The organism is Spartinivicinus poritis (assembly GCF_028858535.1).
GTDB lineage: Bacteria > Pseudomonadota > Gammaproteobacteria > Pseudomonadales > Zooshikellaceae > Spartinivicinus > Spartinivicinus poritis.
In genome coordinates, this window is sequence record NZ_JAPMOU010000011.1 from 1 (window position 1) to 22,295 (window position 22,295).

Annotated in this window: 15 protein-coding genes; 3 read left to right on the top strand and 12 right to left on the bottom strand. The window is 42.1% G+C overall.

Translation table 11 applies throughout. The features are described 5' to 3' along the window. Positions 1-419: 419 nt before the first annotated feature. From ORQ98_RS10560 to ORQ98_RS10615, 12 genes are all read right to left on the bottom strand, one after another. On the bottom strand, positions 420-830 hold the full coding sequence (locus tag ORQ98_RS10560; RefSeq protein ID WP_274688770.1) for a hypothetical protein: 411 nt from the start codon (positions 828-830) through the stop codon (positions 420-422). Between the two features lie 236 nt (positions 831-1,066). Then, positions 1,067-1,438: a GFA family protein gene (locus tag ORQ98_RS10565; protein ID WP_274688771.1), complete on the bottom strand. Its 372-nt coding sequence runs from the start codon at positions 1,436-1,438 to the stop codon at positions 1,067-1,069. Between the two features lie 27 nt (positions 1,439-1,465). Next, a complete protein-coding gene (locus ORQ98_RS10570) occupies positions 1,466-2,083 on the bottom strand; it encodes a nucleotidyltransferase family protein (RefSeq protein ID WP_274688772.1) in 618 nt (205 codons plus the stop codon). 24 nt (positions 2,084-2,107) lie between these two features. Continuing rightward, entirely contained in the window at positions 2,108-2,245 is a 138-nt protein-coding gene (locus ORQ98_RS10575; RefSeq protein ID WP_274688773.1) for a hypothetical protein, read from the bottom strand. Positions 2,246-2,283: 38 nt separating this feature from the next. Further along, the gene (locus tag ORQ98_RS10580) at positions 2,284-3,084 is read right to left on the bottom strand and encodes a hypothetical protein (RefSeq protein WP_274688774.1); all 801 of its coding nucleotides are present in this window, start codon (positions 3,082-3,084) and stop codon (positions 2,284-2,286) included. 62 nt (positions 3,085-3,146) lie between these two features. Further along, positions 3,147-3,521, bottom strand: a complete 375-nt coding sequence (locus tag ORQ98_RS10585; protein ID WP_274688775.1) for a DUF7674 family protein — start codon at positions 3,519-3,521, stop codon at positions 3,147-3,149. Between the two features lie 6 nt (positions 3,522-3,527). Beyond that, positions 3,528-4,109 carry a hypothetical protein gene (locus ORQ98_RS10590; RefSeq protein ID WP_274688776.1) on the bottom strand — a complete coding sequence of 194 codons (582 nt, stop codon included), beginning with the start codon at positions 4,107-4,109 and terminating at the stop codon, positions 3,528-3,530. Then, entirely contained in the window at positions 4,106-4,804 is a 699-nt protein-coding gene (locus ORQ98_RS10595) for a tetratricopeptide repeat protein (RefSeq protein WP_274688777.1), read from the bottom strand. Before ORQ98_RS10595 ends, ORQ98_RS10590 begins: the two co-directional genes overlap by 4 nt. Before the next feature lie 35 nt (positions 4,805-4,839). Beyond that, positions 4,840-5,376, bottom strand: a complete 537-nt coding sequence (locus ORQ98_RS10600) for a hypothetical protein (protein WP_274688778.1) — start codon at positions 5,374-5,376, stop codon at positions 4,840-4,842. Positions 5,377-5,383: 7 nt separating this feature from the next. Next, entirely contained in the window at positions 5,384-7,330 is a 1,947-nt protein-coding gene (locus tag ORQ98_RS10605; protein ID WP_274688779.1) for a DUF3732 domain-containing protein, read from the bottom strand. Between the two features lie 2 nt (positions 7,331-7,332). After that, positions 7,333-7,827, bottom strand: coding sequence for a three component ABC system middle component (locus tag ORQ98_RS10610; RefSeq protein ID WP_274688780.1), 495 nt, complete (start codon positions 7,825-7,827; stop codon positions 7,333-7,335). Between the two features lie 14 nt (positions 7,828-7,841). After that, a complete protein-coding gene (locus ORQ98_RS10615) occupies positions 7,842-9,035 on the bottom strand; it encodes an ABC-three component system protein (protein ID WP_274688781.1) in 1,194 nt (397 codons plus the stop codon). 1,245 nt (positions 9,036-10,280) lie between these two features. Between ORQ98_RS10615 and ORQ98_RS10620 the strand changes: the two genes are divergently transcribed. From ORQ98_RS10620 to ORQ98_RS10630, 3 genes are all read left to right on the top strand, one after another. Further along, entirely contained in the window at positions 10,281-13,574 is a 3,294-nt protein-coding gene (locus tag ORQ98_RS10620) for a BRCT domain-containing protein (RefSeq protein WP_274688782.1), read from the top strand. Next, positions 13,571-20,131: a HEAT repeat domain-containing protein gene (locus ORQ98_RS10625; protein ID WP_274688783.1), complete on the top strand. Its 6,561-nt coding sequence runs from the start codon at positions 13,571-13,573 to the stop codon at positions 20,129-20,131. The genes ORQ98_RS10620 and ORQ98_RS10625 overlap by 4 nt, the downstream gene beginning before the upstream one ends. 244 nt (positions 20,132-20,375) lie before the next feature. Then, entirely contained in the window at positions 20,376-22,253 is a 1,878-nt protein-coding gene (locus tag ORQ98_RS10630) for a hypothetical protein (RefSeq protein ID WP_274688784.1), read from the top strand. The last annotated feature ends 42 nt before the right edge of the window (positions 22,254-22,295 follow it).

The following is a 22,295-nucleotide window of genomic DNA, read 5'->3' on the forward strand; positions in this document are numbered from 1 at the left end:
TTACAGTATAAATCTTAGCAAGACACTAACGATTTATTTTACTCGAAAACAAAATCCAAAAAACACGTACTGACTGTATTTTTTTGGAAAGCGGTTACTATGTTTTTTGAACTACCTTGACTTATTTATACTAATCATGATTCATTTTTATGTATTATTAACAAAATAACCCATGATGAAAAGTATAGTCAAAGCGAACGATTTTTAGGAGCGGTCGTTAAATTGCAAAGCCCTTGTGCCCTAGGAGGGTGCCGCAAAAGGTTATGAGCACAGCAAAGAGAAGGCAAAAATCGGCGAAAAGGCGGTGTTTATACTTAATAAATGAGCACTTTGAGCCGATTTTTAACGCTGTATTTGCTAGCGCAGTAGTTTTGCGACAGCTTCCTAGGGGTATAAAAGTCATTCGCGAAGAGTATATATTAAAAGTCAGACGGACTAGGTATAACTGGATTCACTACACTAAACTTACGAGCACCGACCTCCTCCAACGAAAACCTAACTAGATAAGGACGGGAAGCTGCACGACAATAATCCGGCTTTAGACGTATAAATGTTACTTTAGGTGGTACTGACTTATCTGATACAACAATAAAGTCTTCTTTCTTAGTACATCCAGTACTGGTTACTACAATAGAAACTGACTTTTCAGTCACTTGCAACCCATGTAAATCTTCAATGGCTGGTTGATAACCATTCGTTAAGTCGTTGTTGACTTCTTCAACTGCTTCATTCATCGCCATCGCAGTAGATGTAAACAGCACTACAGATAAGCAAGCAGTTGCTTTTACTAGAGACCGGTTAAATACGCCGTTAAACTTATTTTTTGACATGTCTGTTGTGTCTCCTTGACAATTTAAACGTTTAATATTCTGCCTTTTGGATATATGTGTAGCAGGCTATAACAACTTAAAGCACAGAAAGTTTACAAGCAAGCTATACCCTTCGCGAATAATTTTTAGGCTTTGTTGTCATCACATCTCACCCCAATCACCTATTATTTATAGGCTCATGGGGCTTTGCTGCTCGACGGCCGCCCCTAAAAACCCTACGCTTTGGGTATATAAAATTAAGTCTGTTTGACTAACCAACAAGCTTTCGTCTCTGTATAAATATCAGCAATGTTTTCTGGCTTGTAATGAGTATCTAATGTTGCAATTGCAATCGATACCCATTCTGAAAAGGCTTTGCTACCACTCCATTCAATACTTGAACCACAACAACTACAAAATTTTCTAGCAATCAATCCTGAAGAGTTATAAGAGACTAACTTATCGAGACCTGTTAAATAGACTAAATCAGATTTCAGCACACTTCCGTAAGTAGCGAACGCAGCTCCATGTTGCTTCTGACACATTTTACAGTGGCAATTAGTGACTTTTTTAGGTTCACTTTTTAACTGATAAGTTATTACACCACAGAGACAACTGCCTTTATACATACATTCCTCTTATTCGTAGCATAAACATTATTGCCCCATTACATATTGCACTAATTTTTCTAAACTTTGATGATCTTTTGGGTTAAGGTAAATATGCCTAAACAAAGCGTAAGCCTCTGGATCATTACTCTCAAGATAACTAAAACTATTTTTATGGCCTAAAAACCACAAGCCACGCATTTTAAAGTAAGTTTCTAGTAATTCAAACTGAAGCCATGTTCGACGATAATTACCTTCCATATCATCAATAGCCGCACGGGTTAGCATTTTATTTAGCCATGCTTTTACATGAGCTAAATCAGAGTCACTAATTTTATCAACCCCTTTAGCTAGTTTTTTATTTACCTTATCAATATAGGTCTTTCCATAACCCTGTTTATCAACTACCGCAATACCATCAGCAAAACGCAAAGCAGTATCTGGAACCTCTTCCAATGCTGATGTTGGATAAATCCAAGCATCCAGATAAATGCCATGAAAAATTCGAGCGTCTTTTACTTCATCTTCTCTATCACAAAAGCAGGCGATATCAATATCGCTTGTGTCAGTAGCTTCATTTCTAGCCACTGAACCATATAAAATAATTGTATGGGGGTTGTACTTTGCTTGAAGCTCTTTTATTGCGAGTTGTACTACTTTTTCCATAATTAATTCTTTAAACAGATATTTTCACTTATTAAATAAGTGCATATTATCGTTAACATATTCCATAATACGATCAGCAACCATTTCATCAAGCAACTCAGCAGCTGATAAGGCTTTTTGACACACTTTTAGCCAGTGTTTATTTTGTTTAGGTATTTTCATAGTTTTATTTACTTCTGTATATATGTTTTGTAATAGTTCTATTTATAGTGCTGCAACTTGATAACAAATTCCATGTTGTCAAACTCTTTACCAAAAGCTGATTGAAGATCATGCTTCAATTTTTCCATCTCAGGATAAGAGCTACCACCAATAAATACTCCTCCTGGTTTGCCAGTTACTTTGAAAAGTATTCCTCTTTTACCATTAAAATAATATTCTAAATTAATATCATTATTCCTAAAGATGCCATTTTCCTTATCAGCCAAACACTGATAACAGACTAGTTCATGCTTTTCAGCAATTCTTTTTAACAAGTTAAACGCTAAAACCATATCAATTTGTTCATTTTCACTGCTTTTTCGTATCGTATACTCATGACGAGGTATTATCACTGATGTACCTGTAATTGCAAATATTGATAAAATAACAATAGGTATCTTCAGCACGTTAGTTAGCCGAGTTTTGGTCTTATATTTATATGATTGTTTTGCAAAAGATGCTGCTAAAGGTATTATTGCCAGGGCAACTAGATCAGCATAATCCACTACTCGATCATAGTATATAAAGCCAATATTATTAAACATATCAATCAAAGGCTGAGAATATTGACTTTTCCATAAAACAAACCCTGAACCAATAAGCACCGCACATAGCTTCTTATATTGAGGAAACATGTAAAAAGCTATCATCGAAACCAAGCATAACCCTGAGAAGTCTGATAGTTTACCTGTTACCCAATTAGAGAAGGCCTCTTTGAGATATAAATCATTTACTAAAAGCACGCCTAATGAAACTAAGAATGGCCAACTATATAAAAAAGAAACTTTTTTCTCACTCATTATTTAATATTTAACACCTATCCTATGACTTTAAAACGTTTCTAATAAAATATCTTTTTTCATCATATTGGCTCTCTTCTATGAAAGTCAATATAAAGCTTTTTTAACTCATCAGGTAAAGCTAACCAATAAGGTTTGATTTTATCTTCAGGTACTTGCCAGAATAAGTTCTCAGTAAAAGCAACATCTATACAATTTTTTACCTCTTTGTTTCCTTTTCTAAAATTACTGCTCATATAATTGAACAGCTCTATATATTTACCAACATCCTCAGACATGGTCATTTCACGATTAAGCGCCTTGGCCAAACTCTCAAACCAGCTGTAAGCAAACTCAGGATCAATTTCATCCCACACTCTAATATGCTCTTTATCTGCTTTTACAGTAATTTCAGGAAACGTTTGTCTAGTTTCATTGTAAAATTCTAGTAGGGTCATTTTTACTTACTCTTCAAACCACCTTTGCTCTCTATTGCAGAGGTTATCCCATTCAGCCCTGGATAAAATTTCCATATTCTCTAGACATGTTCCCGCCAATACATAATTATCATCCCATGATATGAGTTCTTCGGTATCAGCAGGCGCTGTTTCACCAAAACAAGGGAGTTGTTCTAAAATCAACAACCAAAACTTATTAGCAAGCAACCATTCAAGCTCTTTCACATTTTCAGGCACATCTTTAAATGGCACGCTTTTAACAACGTTCTCAGCTATCTCATCAACTGAATAAAAATCATCATTTAAACACCACCCATTACCCTCAGTCCATAAATAAGCATCATAGCGTGTATTAGTAATTTGAATCGCTTGTTCAGACATATCAGGTGAAGCTTCATAGAAAACACTGTACTGAATACTGGCTGTTTTTATCAGTTCAACCTTAAACGGGGCGGCTGGTAGTAAGGTGCTATTGAAAGAGTCATATAGATCCTTCAATACAGGAAAAAGCTCAACAACGTTTGCATACTTATTTAGCAACTGTATAAGCTTTGTTTTGAAGAGTTGCTTTTGTGGGTGTTGTTTCATTTATAAAACCAATCGGGGTGCGACCGAAAGCTGAGCGAGCCTAAGTAAGAAGCTCTAGTTTGCCAATAACTGGCTTTTTCTTCATTTAGATACTGTGTATCAAATTCGCCCATATAAATACTAGCTAGAATTTCAGCCGCCCATTGTGCATGAGGTACATTATAGTCTTTGCTAGCTGACTGTTCATACCAATAAATGGCTTGTTCTATATCAGCTTTACCACCTTCTCCAAAAAGCAGCATCAACGCCAAGTCGTTTTGAGACTCAGCTAATCCTTGTTTTGCAGCCAATTCATCCCAATACATAACCTTATTGTTATCTAAAGGAACGACTTCACCATGCGCATAAGCACAGGCAAGGCTTCTTTGTGCTTCAGCTGAACCCTTCCTTGCAGCCCATTCTAGTTGTTTAATCGCTTTTTGGGTACTAGGTACAGAAGACCAGCAACCTTTCTTATAATTGGTATTCGCAAGTAAAGCTACAGCTTCTGGATGTTTATTATTTGCACTTTTTTTAAGCCAATACTCAGACTCCTTGGCAGACATTTCCGGGTCACTACCATAATACAAATAACCTAGAATAAGTTGAGCTTCAGCGTTACCTTTTTTAGCCAAAGGAATTAATAACTTCTTTGCCTGCTTATACTTTTCAGCAAGGATTAGTCTTTTAGCGATACCTATTCGGTTGAATTTCATAATACTAATATTTAGCATAACTTAGTCAAGTCATGCTAGTTTTCAACATAACAAAAAAACACACCTAACTCATCATCTATTTGCTCATCATCAAGTCCAATTTCAGGTATATTTGACTGTTTCGTGTAAAAATAGTTTTCTATAGAGCTAAGGCCTTCACCAGCTTCGCATAGACTACTTATATCTATGCTATCAAGAAAAAAGTACATTTTTTCTGCACCAGCGAACCTGGCTACTTTATTACAAATATAAATAAATTCATTCCTTTGCTCTTTAATATTTTCAAACCGTCTCCAGGATAAACCATTCAGCTCTAGAGTATTTTTGTAAGTTGTTAATGATATATTCATAGGTCCATCTATCCATACCAATCCTTCCACACTCATTTCTAGTAAATTTTTATCATTAAGTTCCTTATCAGCTAAACAGTTTTTCCATTCCCACCCTTGTTTCTTGCCATAGTGATACTGAACTTCAAAATCATTAAATAAACTATTTAGCTTATTAGGCAAATTTATAAGATCACTACTGTTGAAACAATGATCAATTACGCAGCTTGTATCGATTGTCATTGAATGCCTAGCTATTTTTTAAATGTGAATACCAGTGTTTTGGAATTAGTGCATTATCACCTCTCCACTTTTTGTCAACTATTGCATTTTGAAACCATTCTTCATCTATATCAGCATGGTCAGTAATGATAACTTGAAGATCAGGATTCAACTCGGAAACCACTTTAAAAATCCACTTAAACATTTTCTTAACTGCTTGCCTATCTTCATCTTTTTTAATTTCTTCTAATTTCCCAAGAACTGCTTTGTCAGAAGGAAAGTAAACCTGAGTTGGTTGATCAAAAACTATAAAGTTACATACAGGCCTCTTCTGCTTAATGAACCATTTAGCTAAAGCCAAATAAGTAATTAAGTGATATCCGACCCAATTTTCTCCACTACCCATCCTATATAAAGGAGTTCTGCCATTTGGTGTTTCAGCAACAACAGTTAATTTAGAAATATCAAGTCTAATTGGGTTTTCACAATGCTCAAGTTTTAACTCTCTAGCCCAATTTGTCATATCAACTGCAACACAGCTAAGCTGTGACTCTAAAACTTCTTTTAATGTTTCTGGGTCTAACTTTTTTTCAAGCTCATCTATTTGGTCACCAAGTATTTTCAATTTATTTTGAAGGGGTATAGTATCTCTACTCCACTCAATTCCTTCAAGGTATAAAGATATTCTTCCCACGACACGGGATCTTTTATCACCTAACATTTCTTTCTTTATAATGCTCAATTCCTGATTTTTTAGAACATCGATAGATGTGCGTACTTTTTTAATATCTTCTGCTAGCTTAACATCTTCACTTTTCAAACTCTCCAAGTAAGAGTTTATTCTTGGTTTATTTCTTGAAATATTTTCAAGCTTATTATCTAGACTTTCAATTGATGACAGTATCAGATTTTCTACCTTATTTGTATTTTCATGTTCAACTTCACAAATAGGGCAAGCAGAGGATGTCGAAAAATTTTTATATATTCCAATTGACTGCAATCTATATGACTGTTCATTTAATTCACTTTCATATCCATGAATTGATCCAGCATATTCTTTAGCTGCATTAATTCTATATCTTAATGATCTTTTCAACTCTTTTAAGGAATCATACTGTTTTTGAAGTTTACTAAGTTTTTCTTCATCAAAATCATCATTTTCTGTATTAGATGGAATCCAGTTATTTAGTCTCCTAAGCTCTACTAACAATTCATCATCACTGAGAGTATGCTCTCCTTTATATATACCGATACTTGATGCTTCAGCAAGCAAGTTAAAGCCTTTTTTTAAGCCCTCACCTTTAATACTATCAATTTCCTGTATTCTCTTAATAACTTTATTTTTTTCTCTTCTCAGATTACGTAATTTAGCCATTTCAGAAAATCTTGTATTATCTGCAGCCCCCATAAAAAATGGCAATGTATCCTTTATAGTTTGAGGAATGTATGGTTCTGACTGCCTATGAAATAGTGTTCTTTTTGCAGCCACCTCATCTTGACCTTGAAACAAATAATAAATTGAGTGGTTAAAATCAATATTAAAACTTGACCGAGTTTGCTCCTTAGGCACCTCGGTAACTTGCTCTGGAATTCCTATTTTCCTTGTTAAAAACTCAACAACACCATTTATATTATCTGATTTTTTTAGTTCATAAGCTTCTGGCATTATAACTGATTTTTCAATTAACATATGGCATGCGGAATTAGACTTATATTTACTAACTGGTGCAGCCCTAGCTATAAAAACCTGCACGTCAGAAAGCTGTAACAACAAAGCGTACCAACTCACAGTTTTGCGAATATAGCCTTCAGCAACTGTACACTCACTTGCTCCTAGGCAATACTCAATTATATCAATTAATGATGATTTACCTTTTTTTGATGCCCCAGTAATAATATTAACCTGAGATGGTTTAAAATCAACATCACGCCGCTCTCCATTTATTCCATAAAGTGATATTTTTAAAATTTGCATGATTATGGTCTTATGCCTAATTGAATAAAAATTATTTCTGTAGTTGGTGCATGGGAAAACCATTTCCCCAAAAATCTTGAAGCTCGTAAGGAGTTTTTCATATGTACACTTTTATTAAATAGAGATGGTATCTTCGACAACTTACTATCTTTTAATAATAAAGTTCCACTTTTTTTCATAGTAATCAATTCTTTATGCAGCAAAAAGCTACATGCAGATTGAACTATGGGAATGTAAGATTCAGCTTGCTCTACTAGATCTATCAGTACACCTTCATTTTTGGTTACCCACGAAGAAATCGATGTGCTATATTGTTTTGGTAATCTATGAGAGATTGTGTTAGACATTGCCATTGGTACAACAACAAATGGAAGAGCACAATGCATTCCTTCTACTTTATTTTCAACATACTCCCTTATACATGAATACAATATAAATCCAATATAAGCAGGATTATATAATCCAACTTCTTCCTCAGAATACTGTTGTTGTTCCATGAATTACTATTCTCTTAACAATTTATATTACTTAGTAAGCTAGAAAAGTCTGGATGCCAACCAATAGCCATCTTATCAGATAGTGTGTGATATGTGCCACGAGCAACATATGCAGACTTAAATCCTGGTCTTATAGGCAAAATTGAATTTTTTTGGCACTCTTTATATAACTCTCGACCATATTTTATTTTTTCATTATCATCTTGCTCCAAGTCATAATCCATTTCTATTAAAACTGATTGGTTTATCCATTCATCTTTCAGTCTGTTTAAATATTTTTGTATTTCTCCTGGCTTTACCAAGCCTTCCCTTGACCACTTAGACCTTTGTTCATATGCTTTATAGTAATTAATTACTGCAACTCTTATTGCTTTACTATTCAACCCTATTAGACTCAACTGCCTCATAAATACTCGACTTTCATCCTCTATTTCAATCTCATCAGGATTATGTTCGTCAAAATCAGCAGGTAGATTTCCAGGTAAAAACTGGGTTCGCAAGTCATCAATATAATCAACCAACTCCCCGATATTAATTCCATTTTGATCTGTATCTTGCATAACTTCAATTACTTTTTTAAACCATATCCCTTCTAATCTTGATGTAAATGCATTTATATGACTTGCAGATACACTTAACCTTATTTGTTTTTTTATTTTTTCTTCTACAGTTAGTATATCTGGAGACTTAGTAATAACATATACCGAACTAAGCAGTATTTCCTGTTCATTTTCACTTAACAAGTTAAATGATACATATGCTTTTTTATTTGCTATACTACTTTTTTCCTTGGAAATTTCCCTCATATTTTTCAACGCTTCTGATACATTTCTATTTTTTTCTTCAGTACCCAGATAGCTTGCAATACTATTTGGTGCGGCCTTCTCTGTAGTCAAAAGAGTAAATGATGCTTCTTCGATCAAGCAGCTTTCTTTTTGTATCATTTCAGACCAAACCCTTATAGTTTTCCATAAGTCTGGACTTCTATCAGTTAAATTACCAGGTGAACCATGGTATTTAGCCTGCAGTAATTCGACAGGATTTCCTTTTTCTTCAAATGCTATATCATCGAGCTTTTCAATAGAAATAAAACAATCATCCGGATCATTAGCATCTGCTATTTTTTTCAGTGCTAGTAATAATGCATATCTTACTTGATAAATATAACCTAACATCGAAGATGTTGCGTCAAATACACTATTCTCCATAAATCAACCTCTACTCAAGCTATGAAATATATTATATTTATTAAAATGAGAATTTATTTATTTAAAAAACAAGGTTTAATCACTTGTGAACTTTCTATCAAATCTTTATAGAAATGAGCTAACTCACTACGCTACCGCCCTTGGACTACTCCAATTAAATACCTCCTCATACTCCTGCTCATCAAAAAGGTAAGCTACTTTTCACTTACTCTTTATTTCTCAACAAACAACACCATAAGCCAGATATATGGAGTAACAGGGTGTTCTGAAGCTAAGGCATGGATGCCTTTTTAACTCTTGATGGTCCAGGGATGGGCCTTCAAGAGTGGCGGAAGAATATCCTGTTACTTCGTATGTTTTGCTGAGCTTTGTTGGCAACTTCTTTTATAAAATCCCCCTCTATCCCCCTTTTTCAAAGGGGGAGGCTGGATTGTGCCATATTACCCCCTCATCCCAACCTTCTCCCTCAAGAGGCTGTCGCAAAACTACTGCGCTTGCAAATACAGCGTTAAAAATCAGCTCAAAGTACTCATTTATTAAGTATAAACTCCGCCTTTTCGCCGATTTTTGCCTTGTCTTTGCTTCGCTCATCACCTTTTGCGACACCCTCCCAAGGGGGCGAAGGAATTGGCCGTGCGTGCTATTTGCTTAATTAGCTTTTGACTAATCTAAAACGTTAACTTAATCACATCAAGCGGCAGCTGTAGAATAAATGAACATCTTTTGTCTTTAATTAGCAGTAGGAAAAGTACACCTTTTGTAAATACGACTATTGTCGATATTGAAATACGACTGTTTATCACTTACTGATTTTTTAGATACCAATTATTCATTTTTTGGTTGCGGCACCCATGTCGCTTTGTTATAAAAAGACAACTGTTTCTAGTAAGCAGTTGCTGGAAGTACAGGTTTAGCTGAGTGCTCTGCACTGTGGTTAGCGTTGCGCTGACCGAGGGGAATAGTCCTCCAACTTTCAAGCACAATGACGACTGTTTCAGCCCCACTTCGACGGTAGTACCCCTATTTGTCGTTGCGGTCTGGAACAACCACGCCGATCGGGGTTCCGCACGACAAATAGGGGTACTACCGTCGGTGGGATCAGTGAGTCGTCAATGTTCCAGGTTTAGTAGTAAACCCTTCCAGAATAGGGGTTGGGCTCTCTTAATTTTGAGGGAGCACTTTCCCAACTCTTCCTAATACTTTCTATACCCAATACAAATAAGCTAACAGGAAAGGGGACGATTTGTGTCACTACGATTGACGCTCGATCAACTACATCGAGCATTGCAGGTAAGCGACCCTCAGCTTGTAAGACTCATTATTCAACTTTCCCAACAAATAGAAATCCCTGAAAAGCCCATTCGCCAAGGCGCCGATACATTTGATTCATTTATTGCTGAAATTTCCACCAGTGTCTTCCGCAAAAAACCGAAAGAAGAACAATGGGCTTTACGGGTAGAGCGAATTAAAGCTTTAGAAGTGGCTGATGCTGAAGTCCCATTAACTGAATGCTTAAAACTTCACCAAATATTATTTGCCCTTTACGAAAAAAATGATGCTTTCAGTCGTTGGTGTTTGCTGGCCGTTTTTCCAGAAATTGAGCTAACTTACGGCCCCTGGCGGGCATTAAAAGCTATATTCAAACAAGCCGAAGCTGATAATGATACCATTATTTATGGTGCATTGGCTGCCCGTTTTGATCAAGCATTAGCCAGTGGTCATTTTAAAATCAATCGCAGTACCTTAGTGTACTTAACTCGTCGTGCTTGGCGTTATTTACGCCGAAAAGGCGAGCAACTTCCGGCTTGCTACCCAGATACAGCCTGTGATGTATTAGCCCATTATACTGATGACACCCACTGGTCACGCACCTGGATTGCCAACCATATTTTTTATCATGAAAATGGTCAGTATAACCGCAACCGCTTTACCTTTCGTTCTCGCCCCAGCACTTTACTGAAATATCGTGCATTTACCGACAGTTGGCGATTAACTCCCAGGCCATTATTTGCATTACTAGAACAAGCACAAGCAGAACAAGTTCGCCGTTATGCCACTACTGCGTTAAAAACCGATTTCCGAGCCAGCCTGCGTGAAGTAGAGCCGCAATGGATCAGCCGCTTAGTCGGTAATCAAAGTGCCACAATAGACGACTTTGTTATTTGGGTGTTGGATAACGTCCCCCGCTTTGAACAAACAGCTTTTAAAACACTTGGCTTACACGACAGCGTATTAGCATTATTTAATTCCCCTTCAGATAATGCTCGGGTTTATGCTGCCACTTATGCTCGCACCCATGCACGGGACCTCTCCATTCCAAGCTTAATTCGCTTAATTGATAACAGTAATGAAACAGTACGTCAGCTAGCGTTTGACTTAATTCAATCTCACGAGCCACGCAAAGGCATTGGCCTTGATAACTGGGGTGCTATTTTAGAAACCCACTATGGCTATCAGTTTGCCGAAAGTGTCTTACTTAAACATTTCAGCAAACGAGAATTAACCCCGGGCTGGTATCAACAGCGTTTGTTGCAACCATCATCCAACGGGTTTGATTTTGCGGTTAAACACCTTACTCAGCATCACTCAAATAAATCGTTAGGCGCCCTCTATTTTAGTCAACTATTAGAAATGCTTGACTATCAACAACAACGGGCACGTAAAACCATTCGTTTTGCTTGTGAAGCATTAACCGAATTTGATTTAAACAGTTTACCCACTGACTTTTTAAAAGCTACTTTAATTAACCCCAAAACCCAACGCTATATTGCGCACTGGGTAGATCAAGGGTTATTAAGCCCCAAATCACTAGAGTTAACTTTTTTAAAAGCCATTGCTTTCCACCCCAGTTGGGAACAGGATGCCTGGCTAACAGCCCTTAAGCAATCTAAGCCTTGGGCAAAAGAACTGACTTATTCACAAGAATTAGCCGAAACGATTTTTTCTTGGCTAGCAGATATACGTCATTTTACGCCAGAGCAATTAAGCTTTGATTGGTTAATGACTTTGGTTGAACGCAGCGAACCGCTTTATCACGACTTTGCTGTGGATGTCATGAACCGGGCCTTTTTACCCGCAGATTTTGCCCCCGACACAGGCGAGCAACAACCATCAAAAGTAGCCACAAGTGCTGAAACAGAAATTAATGTAGACTTTGGCGGCGACAGTTTTTTATTTACTGGCAAGCTAGCCAAGATGACTCGCTCTGAGGCCAAAAATAAAGTTACTACCGCTGGTGGCAGCAACGCCTCTGGTGTTACTAAAAAATTAAAATGGCTCGTCATTGGCGATGAAGGCTCGCCACTATATGGAGAAGGACGCAAAGGCTCCAAACAAGTTAAAGCCGAATCGTTAATTGAAGAAGGGGCTGAATTAAAAATTATATCGGAGACTGCTTTTTTACAAATGCTGGCAGATGAGCAACGAGAATTTTCCGATGATGCTATCGAAGCTGGTTGTAACCGCCTGTGGGAAATGATTACTACGCCAGGCAAAGAAGATGCACCTCTCACTTTATTTGCCCTATCGTATATTCGTCATCACCACCCAGATATTTGTTTAAAAGAAACCGATCGGCCTGTAGACCCAGGTGCAGAAATCCCAGCTGATTTTCTGAGTTTTGAACGGGTACAACCATTATTTAATGATAATCGCGTCAATATCCGCGCTTTCGCTTTAGAGCTGGCCCATTGGGAATTTGCTCGCTGGCAACCCCCCATAGAAAATATTGTGGCGTTATGTGAATCACCCTATAAACCAGTACGGGGTTTTATTGCCAAAGCCCTTACGGCTGATGCTACTCCAGAACACAAGCGTTATCGACTGGACCCAGATATTCTTACGCCAGATGCCGTGTATAGCTTTTGCGAGGCAGCCGATCAATCAGCGCGCAAGCTGGGTATGGTGTTAATTGAAAAACACCCCCGGTTACAATTGCCACAAGAATTATTCCGGCTTACCGAAAGCCCCGATCGATCCGTTCGCGGTTTTGTTATTCAACGTTTCTGGCACTGGTATCGGGACCGAGGCATTACCCAAGGTTGGAAGCCACAATTGTCGTCTGTTGCTACGCTTGGGGCAATAGCCAAACAACAAGCCGAAGCTGACCAGCAGAATTTAGGCGCTGGCGCACCTGTCAAACCAACAGCACTACCCGCTGACCATGACAGCTTGGAACAATTCTTACGCCGTATTCTGCTTGAAATTGCTCCTGGCCGACTAGCGAAAAACAGCTCTCCCAGTAAAACAGCTAAAACCAGCAAGAAAAAAGGCAATGGTGAAATGATTAATAAATTAAAACCATTGCCGACCCGCAAGGCTAAATTGAATTTAATTGAAACATTACGGGATATTGCCGTAGCAGATAGCGATTTTGCCCGCTACGTTTTGCCCTTACTGCAAGAATTTAAAGGCTCTCGCGGTAAAAGCGAACATGCTGCCTGCTTAGTTGCTGTTACACGTATTACGGCAAAGCACCCTGAATTATCAGTATTGACTACTCCAAAAATGAGTGCTCAATTAAAGGGGAATGAACAATGAGCGATATAATAGAAAAGTTACTCCCCTATCGTGGTGATATTAAAGCGTTAGGGGCCAGTGAAAATATTGTTTATTTTATTACTGAGCACCCGGAAAAACAGCTTACGCCGTGTTATCAGCTTAATTTAGAAACTCAAGCCCTCAGCGAAATCCCACTTAACAACAGGGCCAGTGCACTATTAGTTTCCCAAAGCCCGTCCAGTAAAAAGGACCAAGTCTGGATAGGTGACATTGCAGGTGGTATTTACTGCAATGGTAAACGATTAACTCAATTAGCCGACGACCAAAATACGTCAGTCAATGCCTTAGTTGCATTAAGTCAGCAGCGGTTAGGGGTGTTAATTGGTCGCAAAATTGAGATTATCGATCAAACCAAAGGCACTCAGTTACAAACTCTTGAGTTATCTCCTCATAAACTATCCTCTGAAAAACCAGAAACCGGAACGGCTATCGCAGCGGATGCCAGTGGCCAATGGCTGGTTGTTGGGACCAATAAAGGCACCGTTTTGGTTTTTGAAAATGAAGATGAAGACCAAACAGCATTTAAACTGAGTGAGTCAGATAAATTACATGAAGGGGCTGTTACAGCCTTAGCGTTTGACCCCACTGAATTACGATTTTTATCCGCCGGTAACGACAATAAACTGTTGCTGACCCACGCCCGCGGCAAGCTAGAGCCAGAAGACCGCGACCGAGGCGCGGGCCATGCCGCTCCCGTCACGGCAATTGTGCATCCTTCTATCCAGGCAAACATCCAGACAACAGCCGAACGGTTTATAACAGGTGCTCAGGATAAAACCTGTAAAAGCTGGCTGCGCGGTGGAGCCACTCGCCCTTCTACTTTTAGTGAAGGAATTGGCTCAGTCACTGGGTTAGCCATTGCAGCGATTCATCACCGACCTCACTTAGTAGTCGCCAGCAATGAACGATTAGCGGTTGTTGCCCTTGATGCCGCCGGTAAGTTTGGCCAACTCACCCACCGTATTTACGACACCTATGCACTAGCTAAAAACGAATTAGCCAGTGCTCAAGTTACCCATCGCCAAGCCGCTATTGAAAGGTTGGCCAGCTATGGGGATAAAGCATCACTGCAGCTGCTGGATAAACAGGCTCACCAAGACCGAGATTTTGCTTTACGTCAACTGATTGCAGAGCGGATTGCTACCACTAACCACCCCGACACCCAACGGTTAGTAGAGTCATACCTCAACCACAAAGATGAAGCCATCAGAACAGCCACCTTTGCTCGATTGCAGGAAAGGTTTGGATCAGACGAGCCTTTACGCCCAATGACCTTAGCCCTAAAAACCGGCCAGACGGATGTGGGCAAACTGGCAGTGAATGCGCTGGCCAATATAGCTGCTGAGGACGACAGAGCCATGATGCGTTTAACTGACGCACTGGATGCAAAGGCCTACCCCGTAAGAATGCTGGCATTGGCCCGCTTAGAATCAGTTAATTCAGAAGCTAACATTGTTGCCCTTGGGGCGAGCCATGCTGATGTGCGTCGAGCCTCGTTAATTCGCTTGTTTCAACGAGCGTTACTGGACCAACCCCGGGTGTTATCCACACTGCGGCGTCGCCTGGATGACAACAACACAGAGGTGCGGCAAACCGCGTTTTTAGTCAGTCTATTCAGCCGTCCAGCATTAGCTAAAGCTATTCGCGAACGAGATAAACATCTCCACCGATTGCTCTTTGATATTGAAGAGTTTGATATTGAACAGTTTGCCTTAGAAGCCGACTTGTCAGACCAGTCCAAGTCTGCCGAATCCAAATCTGCCGAACCAAAGTCAGCTAAATCAAAACCTGCTGAAAAAACCAAAGAGCTGCCTAAAACCCGCAAAACCAAACTTGCACTCACCACTGCCGACTATGCACCGCTACTGCAAGCCACAGCCAGTTTATCCTTGGATAGCTGCTTGCTCGGTGCACATTGCCTGGCCTTGTTGAATGATCCACGAGCCTTTGGCTTATTACTCCAATTAAGTCGAGCAGAAGACAGCAGTGCGAGAGTACGGGTTTGCCATGCGCTAGCCAACTTAAATGACCCTCGAACCGACCAGCGGCTACAAACGCTGCTTAATGATTCTGCTACTGAAGTCAGAGATGCTGCATTTACTGCGCTTGCGGCTATTCATGAGAGTCAGCCACTCACCGCTGTACAGTTGGGATTAACCAGCCAGCATGCGGATGTGCGTCGCCGTGCCTTGCAAAGCCTGGTAAGGGTGGCCAAAAAAGATGACGTTTCCACAGTCCATGAAGTGCTTTTCCAGCAAGCCTTAAACGATGGCACCCCCAATGTGCGTAGTGAAGCCTTTAAAGCGGTGCTAAATCTACCCATGGGTGGCAGCCAGGAATCAGCATTGCGATTTGCCTTACAGAGCACCCATGCTGATATCCGTCGAGAAGTGCAAACTGAGCTAATAGCCGAGGCCAGCCAAAGTTGGGCCTGGGCCTTGTTACTGGAACTATTCAGTGATCCAGACCAAGGCATTCGTCATGAAACCCTGGCCTTCACCTTAAAGAAGACCAAAGGCCGCGACTATGCACCCCTGGCTGCTGCGCTGAAGAGCCCCTATCGCGATACGCGCTTAACTGCCATTAGCGAACTGAGCAAAAAACCAGGAGAACAGTCTCAGCAGCTATTGATCAGTGCAATCAATGATAGTGAACGAGACGTTCGTAAACAGGCTATTCAGGCATTAGTAGATGCCAAAGCCAATGCTGCCTTAAAGCAGGCTATGCGCAGTGAGCACCAGGATGTGGTGTTACAAGCTGCCAATGCCTGCGCCCGATTAGGTGATGATGCAGCACTTGAGCCACTATTGAGTCTGGTAACCCTAACAAAGCCTGAAAACAAGGACGACGCTAAGCGCTGGCAAGCCACTATTGAATCGGCATTAACAGGTTTAAGTCAGTTACAGTCACCTGCTTGTGTACCTGCTGTAGCGCCCTTACTGGCAAGTGACACTAGTGCTATTCGCCGGGCTGCCGCTAAGGTATTGACCTGGTGCTGCGATGCAAACCAGCAGGAAGTGCTGGAAAAGGCCCTGCAACATCAAGATAGCGAAGTGAAACTAGCCGCTGCTCATGGCCTGGTTTTGCTAGACAACACCCATCAGCTGGCCATGCAACAAGCCCTGGCGCAAAGTCGCAGCCAATCTGAAAAGCTACTTTGTGTGGGTGCACTCATCGGCTTTGGTGATGAATTAACCGACAGGCTGAGCAGCTACCTGGATGACCCAGATCATTTAGTGAGCTTTCCTGCGCTGGTCGTGCATTTGCTGCAAGGTTACAAAGGCCAGTCTCCTACTCATCTGTTAGCCATGCTATCAGTCGAAAACCCGATGTTTCGTCTGATTGCCGCCCAAGCCATTGAGCACTTTCACCATAACGAGGCTTATGCCACTCTGCTGAGTACGCTGTTTAATACTCAGTCTGGTGAAAAGTGGCAGATCAGCAACGAAGTGATTGAGTTGTTTGCTGAGCTAGTGATATCCGGTAACAGTCGTTTGCGCTGCAAAACCTTACAGTTACTGGCGCACCTGTTTGCCGACAAGCAAGACGCCTGGGACCAAGCCTGGCAGCACCACACCCAACGCTATCAAACAGAAATCAATGGGCTACTGGCAGCAGCAGGAAAACCCAAGTCGGCCAAAACTGAGTCGACTAAAGCCAAGTCAGCAAAAATAAAAGTCGACCAAACCGAGTTGGAGCAAATGGCCTTTGGTACCTATTGTGGTTTGGTCCGTGAGCAAGGCAAAGCAGCCGGTCGCCATAAGGTAGCTTATACCGATAGTTCCATTATCACCGTACGCCAATCAGCGCTCACGCTACTGTCCGCTATGTGTCAGCGTGACACTAGTCTGCTAGCAGCAGCTGAGTCAGTGTTTATGCAGGCACTGGGTGACCCTAACCAGGCCGTGCGGCTATATGCGCTAGACCAATTACAAATATTAGGTACTGACACTAGCCTGCTTGCCAATGAGTGCCTGGAAACCGGCCATAATGATCTGGGGGTAAAAGCCCTGGAAATGCTGACTGAAGGGGAAAGCCTGAAGCAAGGCCAGGCCATTCTGCAACAGGCAATGGTGAGCCGTACTGATGACCTGGCACTGGAAGCCGCTAAGTTACTACTGAAAACCAGTAAGCCCGTCGCCGTGGCCAAACCAGCCTTGGATGCAGTGGACAGAGCCGTCCGGCTAAGAGCCATTGATTGGCTGGCTAATGACTATGACAACCCCAAAGCCCAGACGCTGCTGCATAAAGCGCTGAACTCCCGCCATCCAGAAGTGCGAGAAAGCAGCACTTATGCCCTGGCAGTTAAGAAAGATGCCAAAGCCTTTGATGCACTCATTACCCTGCTAAGTAACCTGCTGCTTGATCATTCAGCCAGAGGCTTTAGCCGTGAACAGCGCCGGGCAATTCAAGCCCTGGTTAAACTAGGTGACCCCAAAGGAGCCAATGCGTTACTCGACCTGATTGAGCAGCTAGAGCCATTTGCTAACACCACTAGCGAGCAAATCAACACCCTGTTTGAAGCAGCTGGTAACTTTCGAGAAACCACTGTTGCTTCCAGGCTGCTAACCATGATGGATAAGCCTGGATGGCAGCAAGGGGCTTACTTGGCCTTACTCAGCATCAGTGGCTACGACCAGCCTATTGAAGACCCAGAAGATGAAAGAGTCGATAAAAGCTGGCTTGAGCAGCAACACCCCCGCCATGATCAGCTACTGAAGCAGCTGCTAGAGCGTTGTGTTGAACTAGGCAAAGTCACCCTGATATTAGGCCTGATTGATGCCGCACGCTGGTCACCCACAGATGCAGTAAACGATGTGTTAGCCACCTTGACTCACCATGCTAACAATGAGGTAAGAGAGCTCAGTGTCTATGCCCTTGGCTGGCGAATCAGAAAACGTAACGGCCCTAGTGCTGCGGTTGTTAACGCCCTTACCCATCAACACCCTATCACTCAGTTTTGGGCAGCTTACTGCTTAGCCCTAGCTGGTAATGCCCAAGGCATCAGCATTTTGCTGGCTGGGGTCGACACCCTGACTGACTTAAAACTGCGTCAATATGCGGTGCAAGCATTAGGCAAACTTGGTGATGAGCGTGCCTTGGATACCCTGCTACGACTAGCAAAAGATGACGAGCATGCGCTACAAGAAGTAGCTGCTGAAGCCATTGGTCACTTAGGCCAATCTGATCAGGCTGAAACCATATTTGAACTGTTGCAGCGCTTTGTCACCAGTGATCGCTGGGGCTTGGTGATTAATGGCTTACATGGATTACGTTACTTTGATACCCGTGCTGGCTGGCAGCTAGTCCGAGAAAAAGCTGAAGATGCTTACTTCTTTGGCCGCGAAACGGCCCTGGAAGTGCTGGGCTATAACAATGACCCAGCCACCCAAGACCTGTTATTGGCAGTGCTGGCAGAAGAAGGTGCTAGTTACTATGGCTGGGGAGAAATAGCCCTAAACAGTGCCAGACGACTATTTGGGGGTGACGCCTTAGCACCTGATTATGCCTTTTTAAGCTGTGGGGCTGAGGCTTATCGAACAGATGATGACTTCAGCCATTCATTACAGCGGGTTTGCCAGACTGGCGAAGCCAGCGAAATATTCCGTATTCTGCCTGACTGTGCTAATGGCGTTCGTACTCAACTGGCCATGAGCTTGCTAAACCGAGAGCCATTGCCCCTCAAAGAAGCCACTACCGCTCTGACCAGTCCTCATATGGAAACCGTGGAAGTAGCCGCAACCTTAATGGGCTACAGCAGTGCTACAGCCAAGGCTGGCATAAAAGCTATCGAAGCCGCACTGGCTAACTGGGCCACTCAATGGGCTGAAATGAGAGAGTTAGAACGTAAAGGCATGAGACATTACCACGCTGATGAAAGCGAAAACCTCTCTCAAACCCTGCAACGGCTAGTATGGGTAGCGGGTGTAGCAGACTGTAGCGCTGATAGTTTGCTGAGTTTGGCCAATGTTCATCAGGATGACCCTGCCTTCACTGATATTCGGTTTGCGGTTTATACAGCGCTGGCAACCATCAAGCCAACCAGCACTATTCAATCTTTAATGGCGGAAGCGATCTTCCATACCGATAGCCGCATCCGTAGCTTGGCAGCCTCTGTTATCAACAACACAAAAGCGACTCCCGTTGAAGCTTTGGCAGCCCAGGCATCCAGTGATCGGCTGGTTTATCAGCAGCTTACCCAACGGTTCGACGCTAAATCACTGAATGAAGCCAACCTATCAAATGCTCACTTACAAGGGGTCGTGCTTCCTCAAGTGGTTAACAGCCAAAGTACTGATGCCTTACTGGCAACCACATTAAATAGCGAGCTGGCTGAAAACACTCGCTTAGGGGCTATTGAAGCATTGGCACAGGTGGCCAGCACTGAGGGGGAATCTGCCTTGGTTAAGGTAGCAACCAATGAGTCGCTGGATGAGGACTTACGCAAAATGGCATGGCGTTGCTTGCGTCGATCTAAGCGGGTAAGGGCCAAAGTCAGTTCTACCAACAGGAGTCATCGTGAGGTTAGTGGTTAGAGCCAGAGCATTTTCTGCCTCCCCCTTTGAAAAAGGGGGAATGAGGGGGATTTGAATGAAAACGAATCAAAGCATCTTAGGCAAACGCGCTCACCTAACACGACAAATACGAATAAGGCTGAGCTAAAAGCTAAAATCCCCCCTAGCCCCCCTTTTTCAAAGGGGGGAAGTGGCTTTGCGACAGTTTCTCAAAGCGCTAAATAGGCCTTTTGAGGTGCCTTAAATAGGGCAGCAGGAAAAAAATATGAGTAATGAAAACAACACAACGGAAGCGGAAAGCAGCCCTTCCCATACTAAAATAGCCATTGAGTATACAGGGCAAAGCCAGGTCACCACTAAAGACACTAGTGCTGAGCTAAGCCTGTTTGGCAATATCAAGCGTGATCCCGTAAGTCTGGTGGGTAAGGTTAAGCAACCCATGGCCCTGCGTGAGGCGCTTTCTACGCTGTATGCCATCGTTGGCAGTGATTATCGCTACAAACCTAAGGATCGTACGGCGTATCAAGCCTATCGGCGGATGCGTAATGAGTCAGCTAACAAGAATGCCTGGCAAGCCCAGCAGGACTATTTTAGCTGGTTGCTCCGTAACGACCCACTAGCCTTTCTGATTTTAGACCCAGTAATAAGTGTGCAGCCGGATCAGCTAATGTTGGAAGTGTTTTCCAAAGATGAAGGCACCTATGCCAATCTGGCCATAGATCTATCTGCCCTGGAGTTGGAAGGCACACCTACCTGTGGCACCACCAATATCGATTTTAGTGAAGCCCTGAATGACAGCATTCAGCAATTCCGCAGCTATCGAGATGCCACCCTGCGAGTGGGTCAGGCGACTGTTGCCATAGAGGTTGAAGGGGACAACACTCTAGAAAAGCAAATTAAGGTGCCAGACTCCTGGTTACGAGGCTTCCTCCAAGTACAATCTGCCGCTATGTTGCCCAGTGACAGCTTTAGCCTAGCCCCAATGGACCTGTATAACTGCCTGCGTCAGCTACGCATGAATGCAGATGTAAAAGGCAAACGCCGTGGCTTACGAGTTGAGTTAGTCCCAGGGGAAGCCCCCCGGTTAGTGTTAGAACCCTGGGAAACCGTGATTGAATCCAGTGCAGGCATTTATCAGGGCAAACAGGCTAAAGTGGTTCGATTATGGGGGCGGCGTCGACTGATGTTACTGAAACGACTGCTGCCCTTTATTGAGTCAGTGGATGTGCATATTGCCGGTAGCGGCCTGCCCTGCTTTTGGGTATTACGTTGTGGGCCAATGACATTAACCCTGGGATTAACTGGGTTTACTGCCAATGACTGGTCTCAGGCGTGTACTTTTGATTTACTGCTGCCCAGAGCATCAGCTGCAGATAAAAATGATGCAGGCAATAAAGCCCTGGAAAAAATCATTCAGCACCTCAGTAACAGCTGGTTTGCCAGCCGGGACACTATCGCCACCGCAACAAAATTAAAGCAATCAGAGCTCATTGCAGCTTTACAACTTGGCTGCCAACATGGACAACTGATGTATGATATTGCCCACCAGGTTTATCGACTGCGCCCACTGACTAATACGCCATTAGACCTACCGCGATTGGAGTTTCGCAACCAGCGGGAACGGAAAGCCCATGATTTATTAGCAAGAAAAAGTGCTGTCACCATTAGCAGTGAAAACCGTATTTATGGCACTGGCACAGAAATAACGGGCAAAGTAGAAGTTAACGAAGACAAGCGGGATTATCGCCCCCAATTTTTAATTTCGGAAGAAGGCTTTGTTTCAAAAGCAGAATGCAGTTGCAGTCTATTTCGCAAGCAAGGGTTAAAAGCCGGCCCCTGTGAACATTTAATTGCCTTACGATTAACCTTTGCCAAACGGGAAATACAGCGTAAAAACAGCGGTAAATCGCGCAATACGATTACCGTAGAAACCCGTACTTATAGCCGTCGAGATAAACAAGGGGAACATGTGTATCAGCTATCTCTGGATCATAAACGGGTTAATTGCCGATGGGGACGGGCAGGGTCAAATTTGCGATTACAACGTTTTCAATTTAATTCCGTAGCCATGGCCCGAAACGACTACTTAGCAAGGGTCGAAAAATTAATTAATAAGGGCTATTTAGATGCATCTGCCGAATGATATAGCCTTCGCGAATGATTTTTAGGCTTTGGGTAAAAAGAA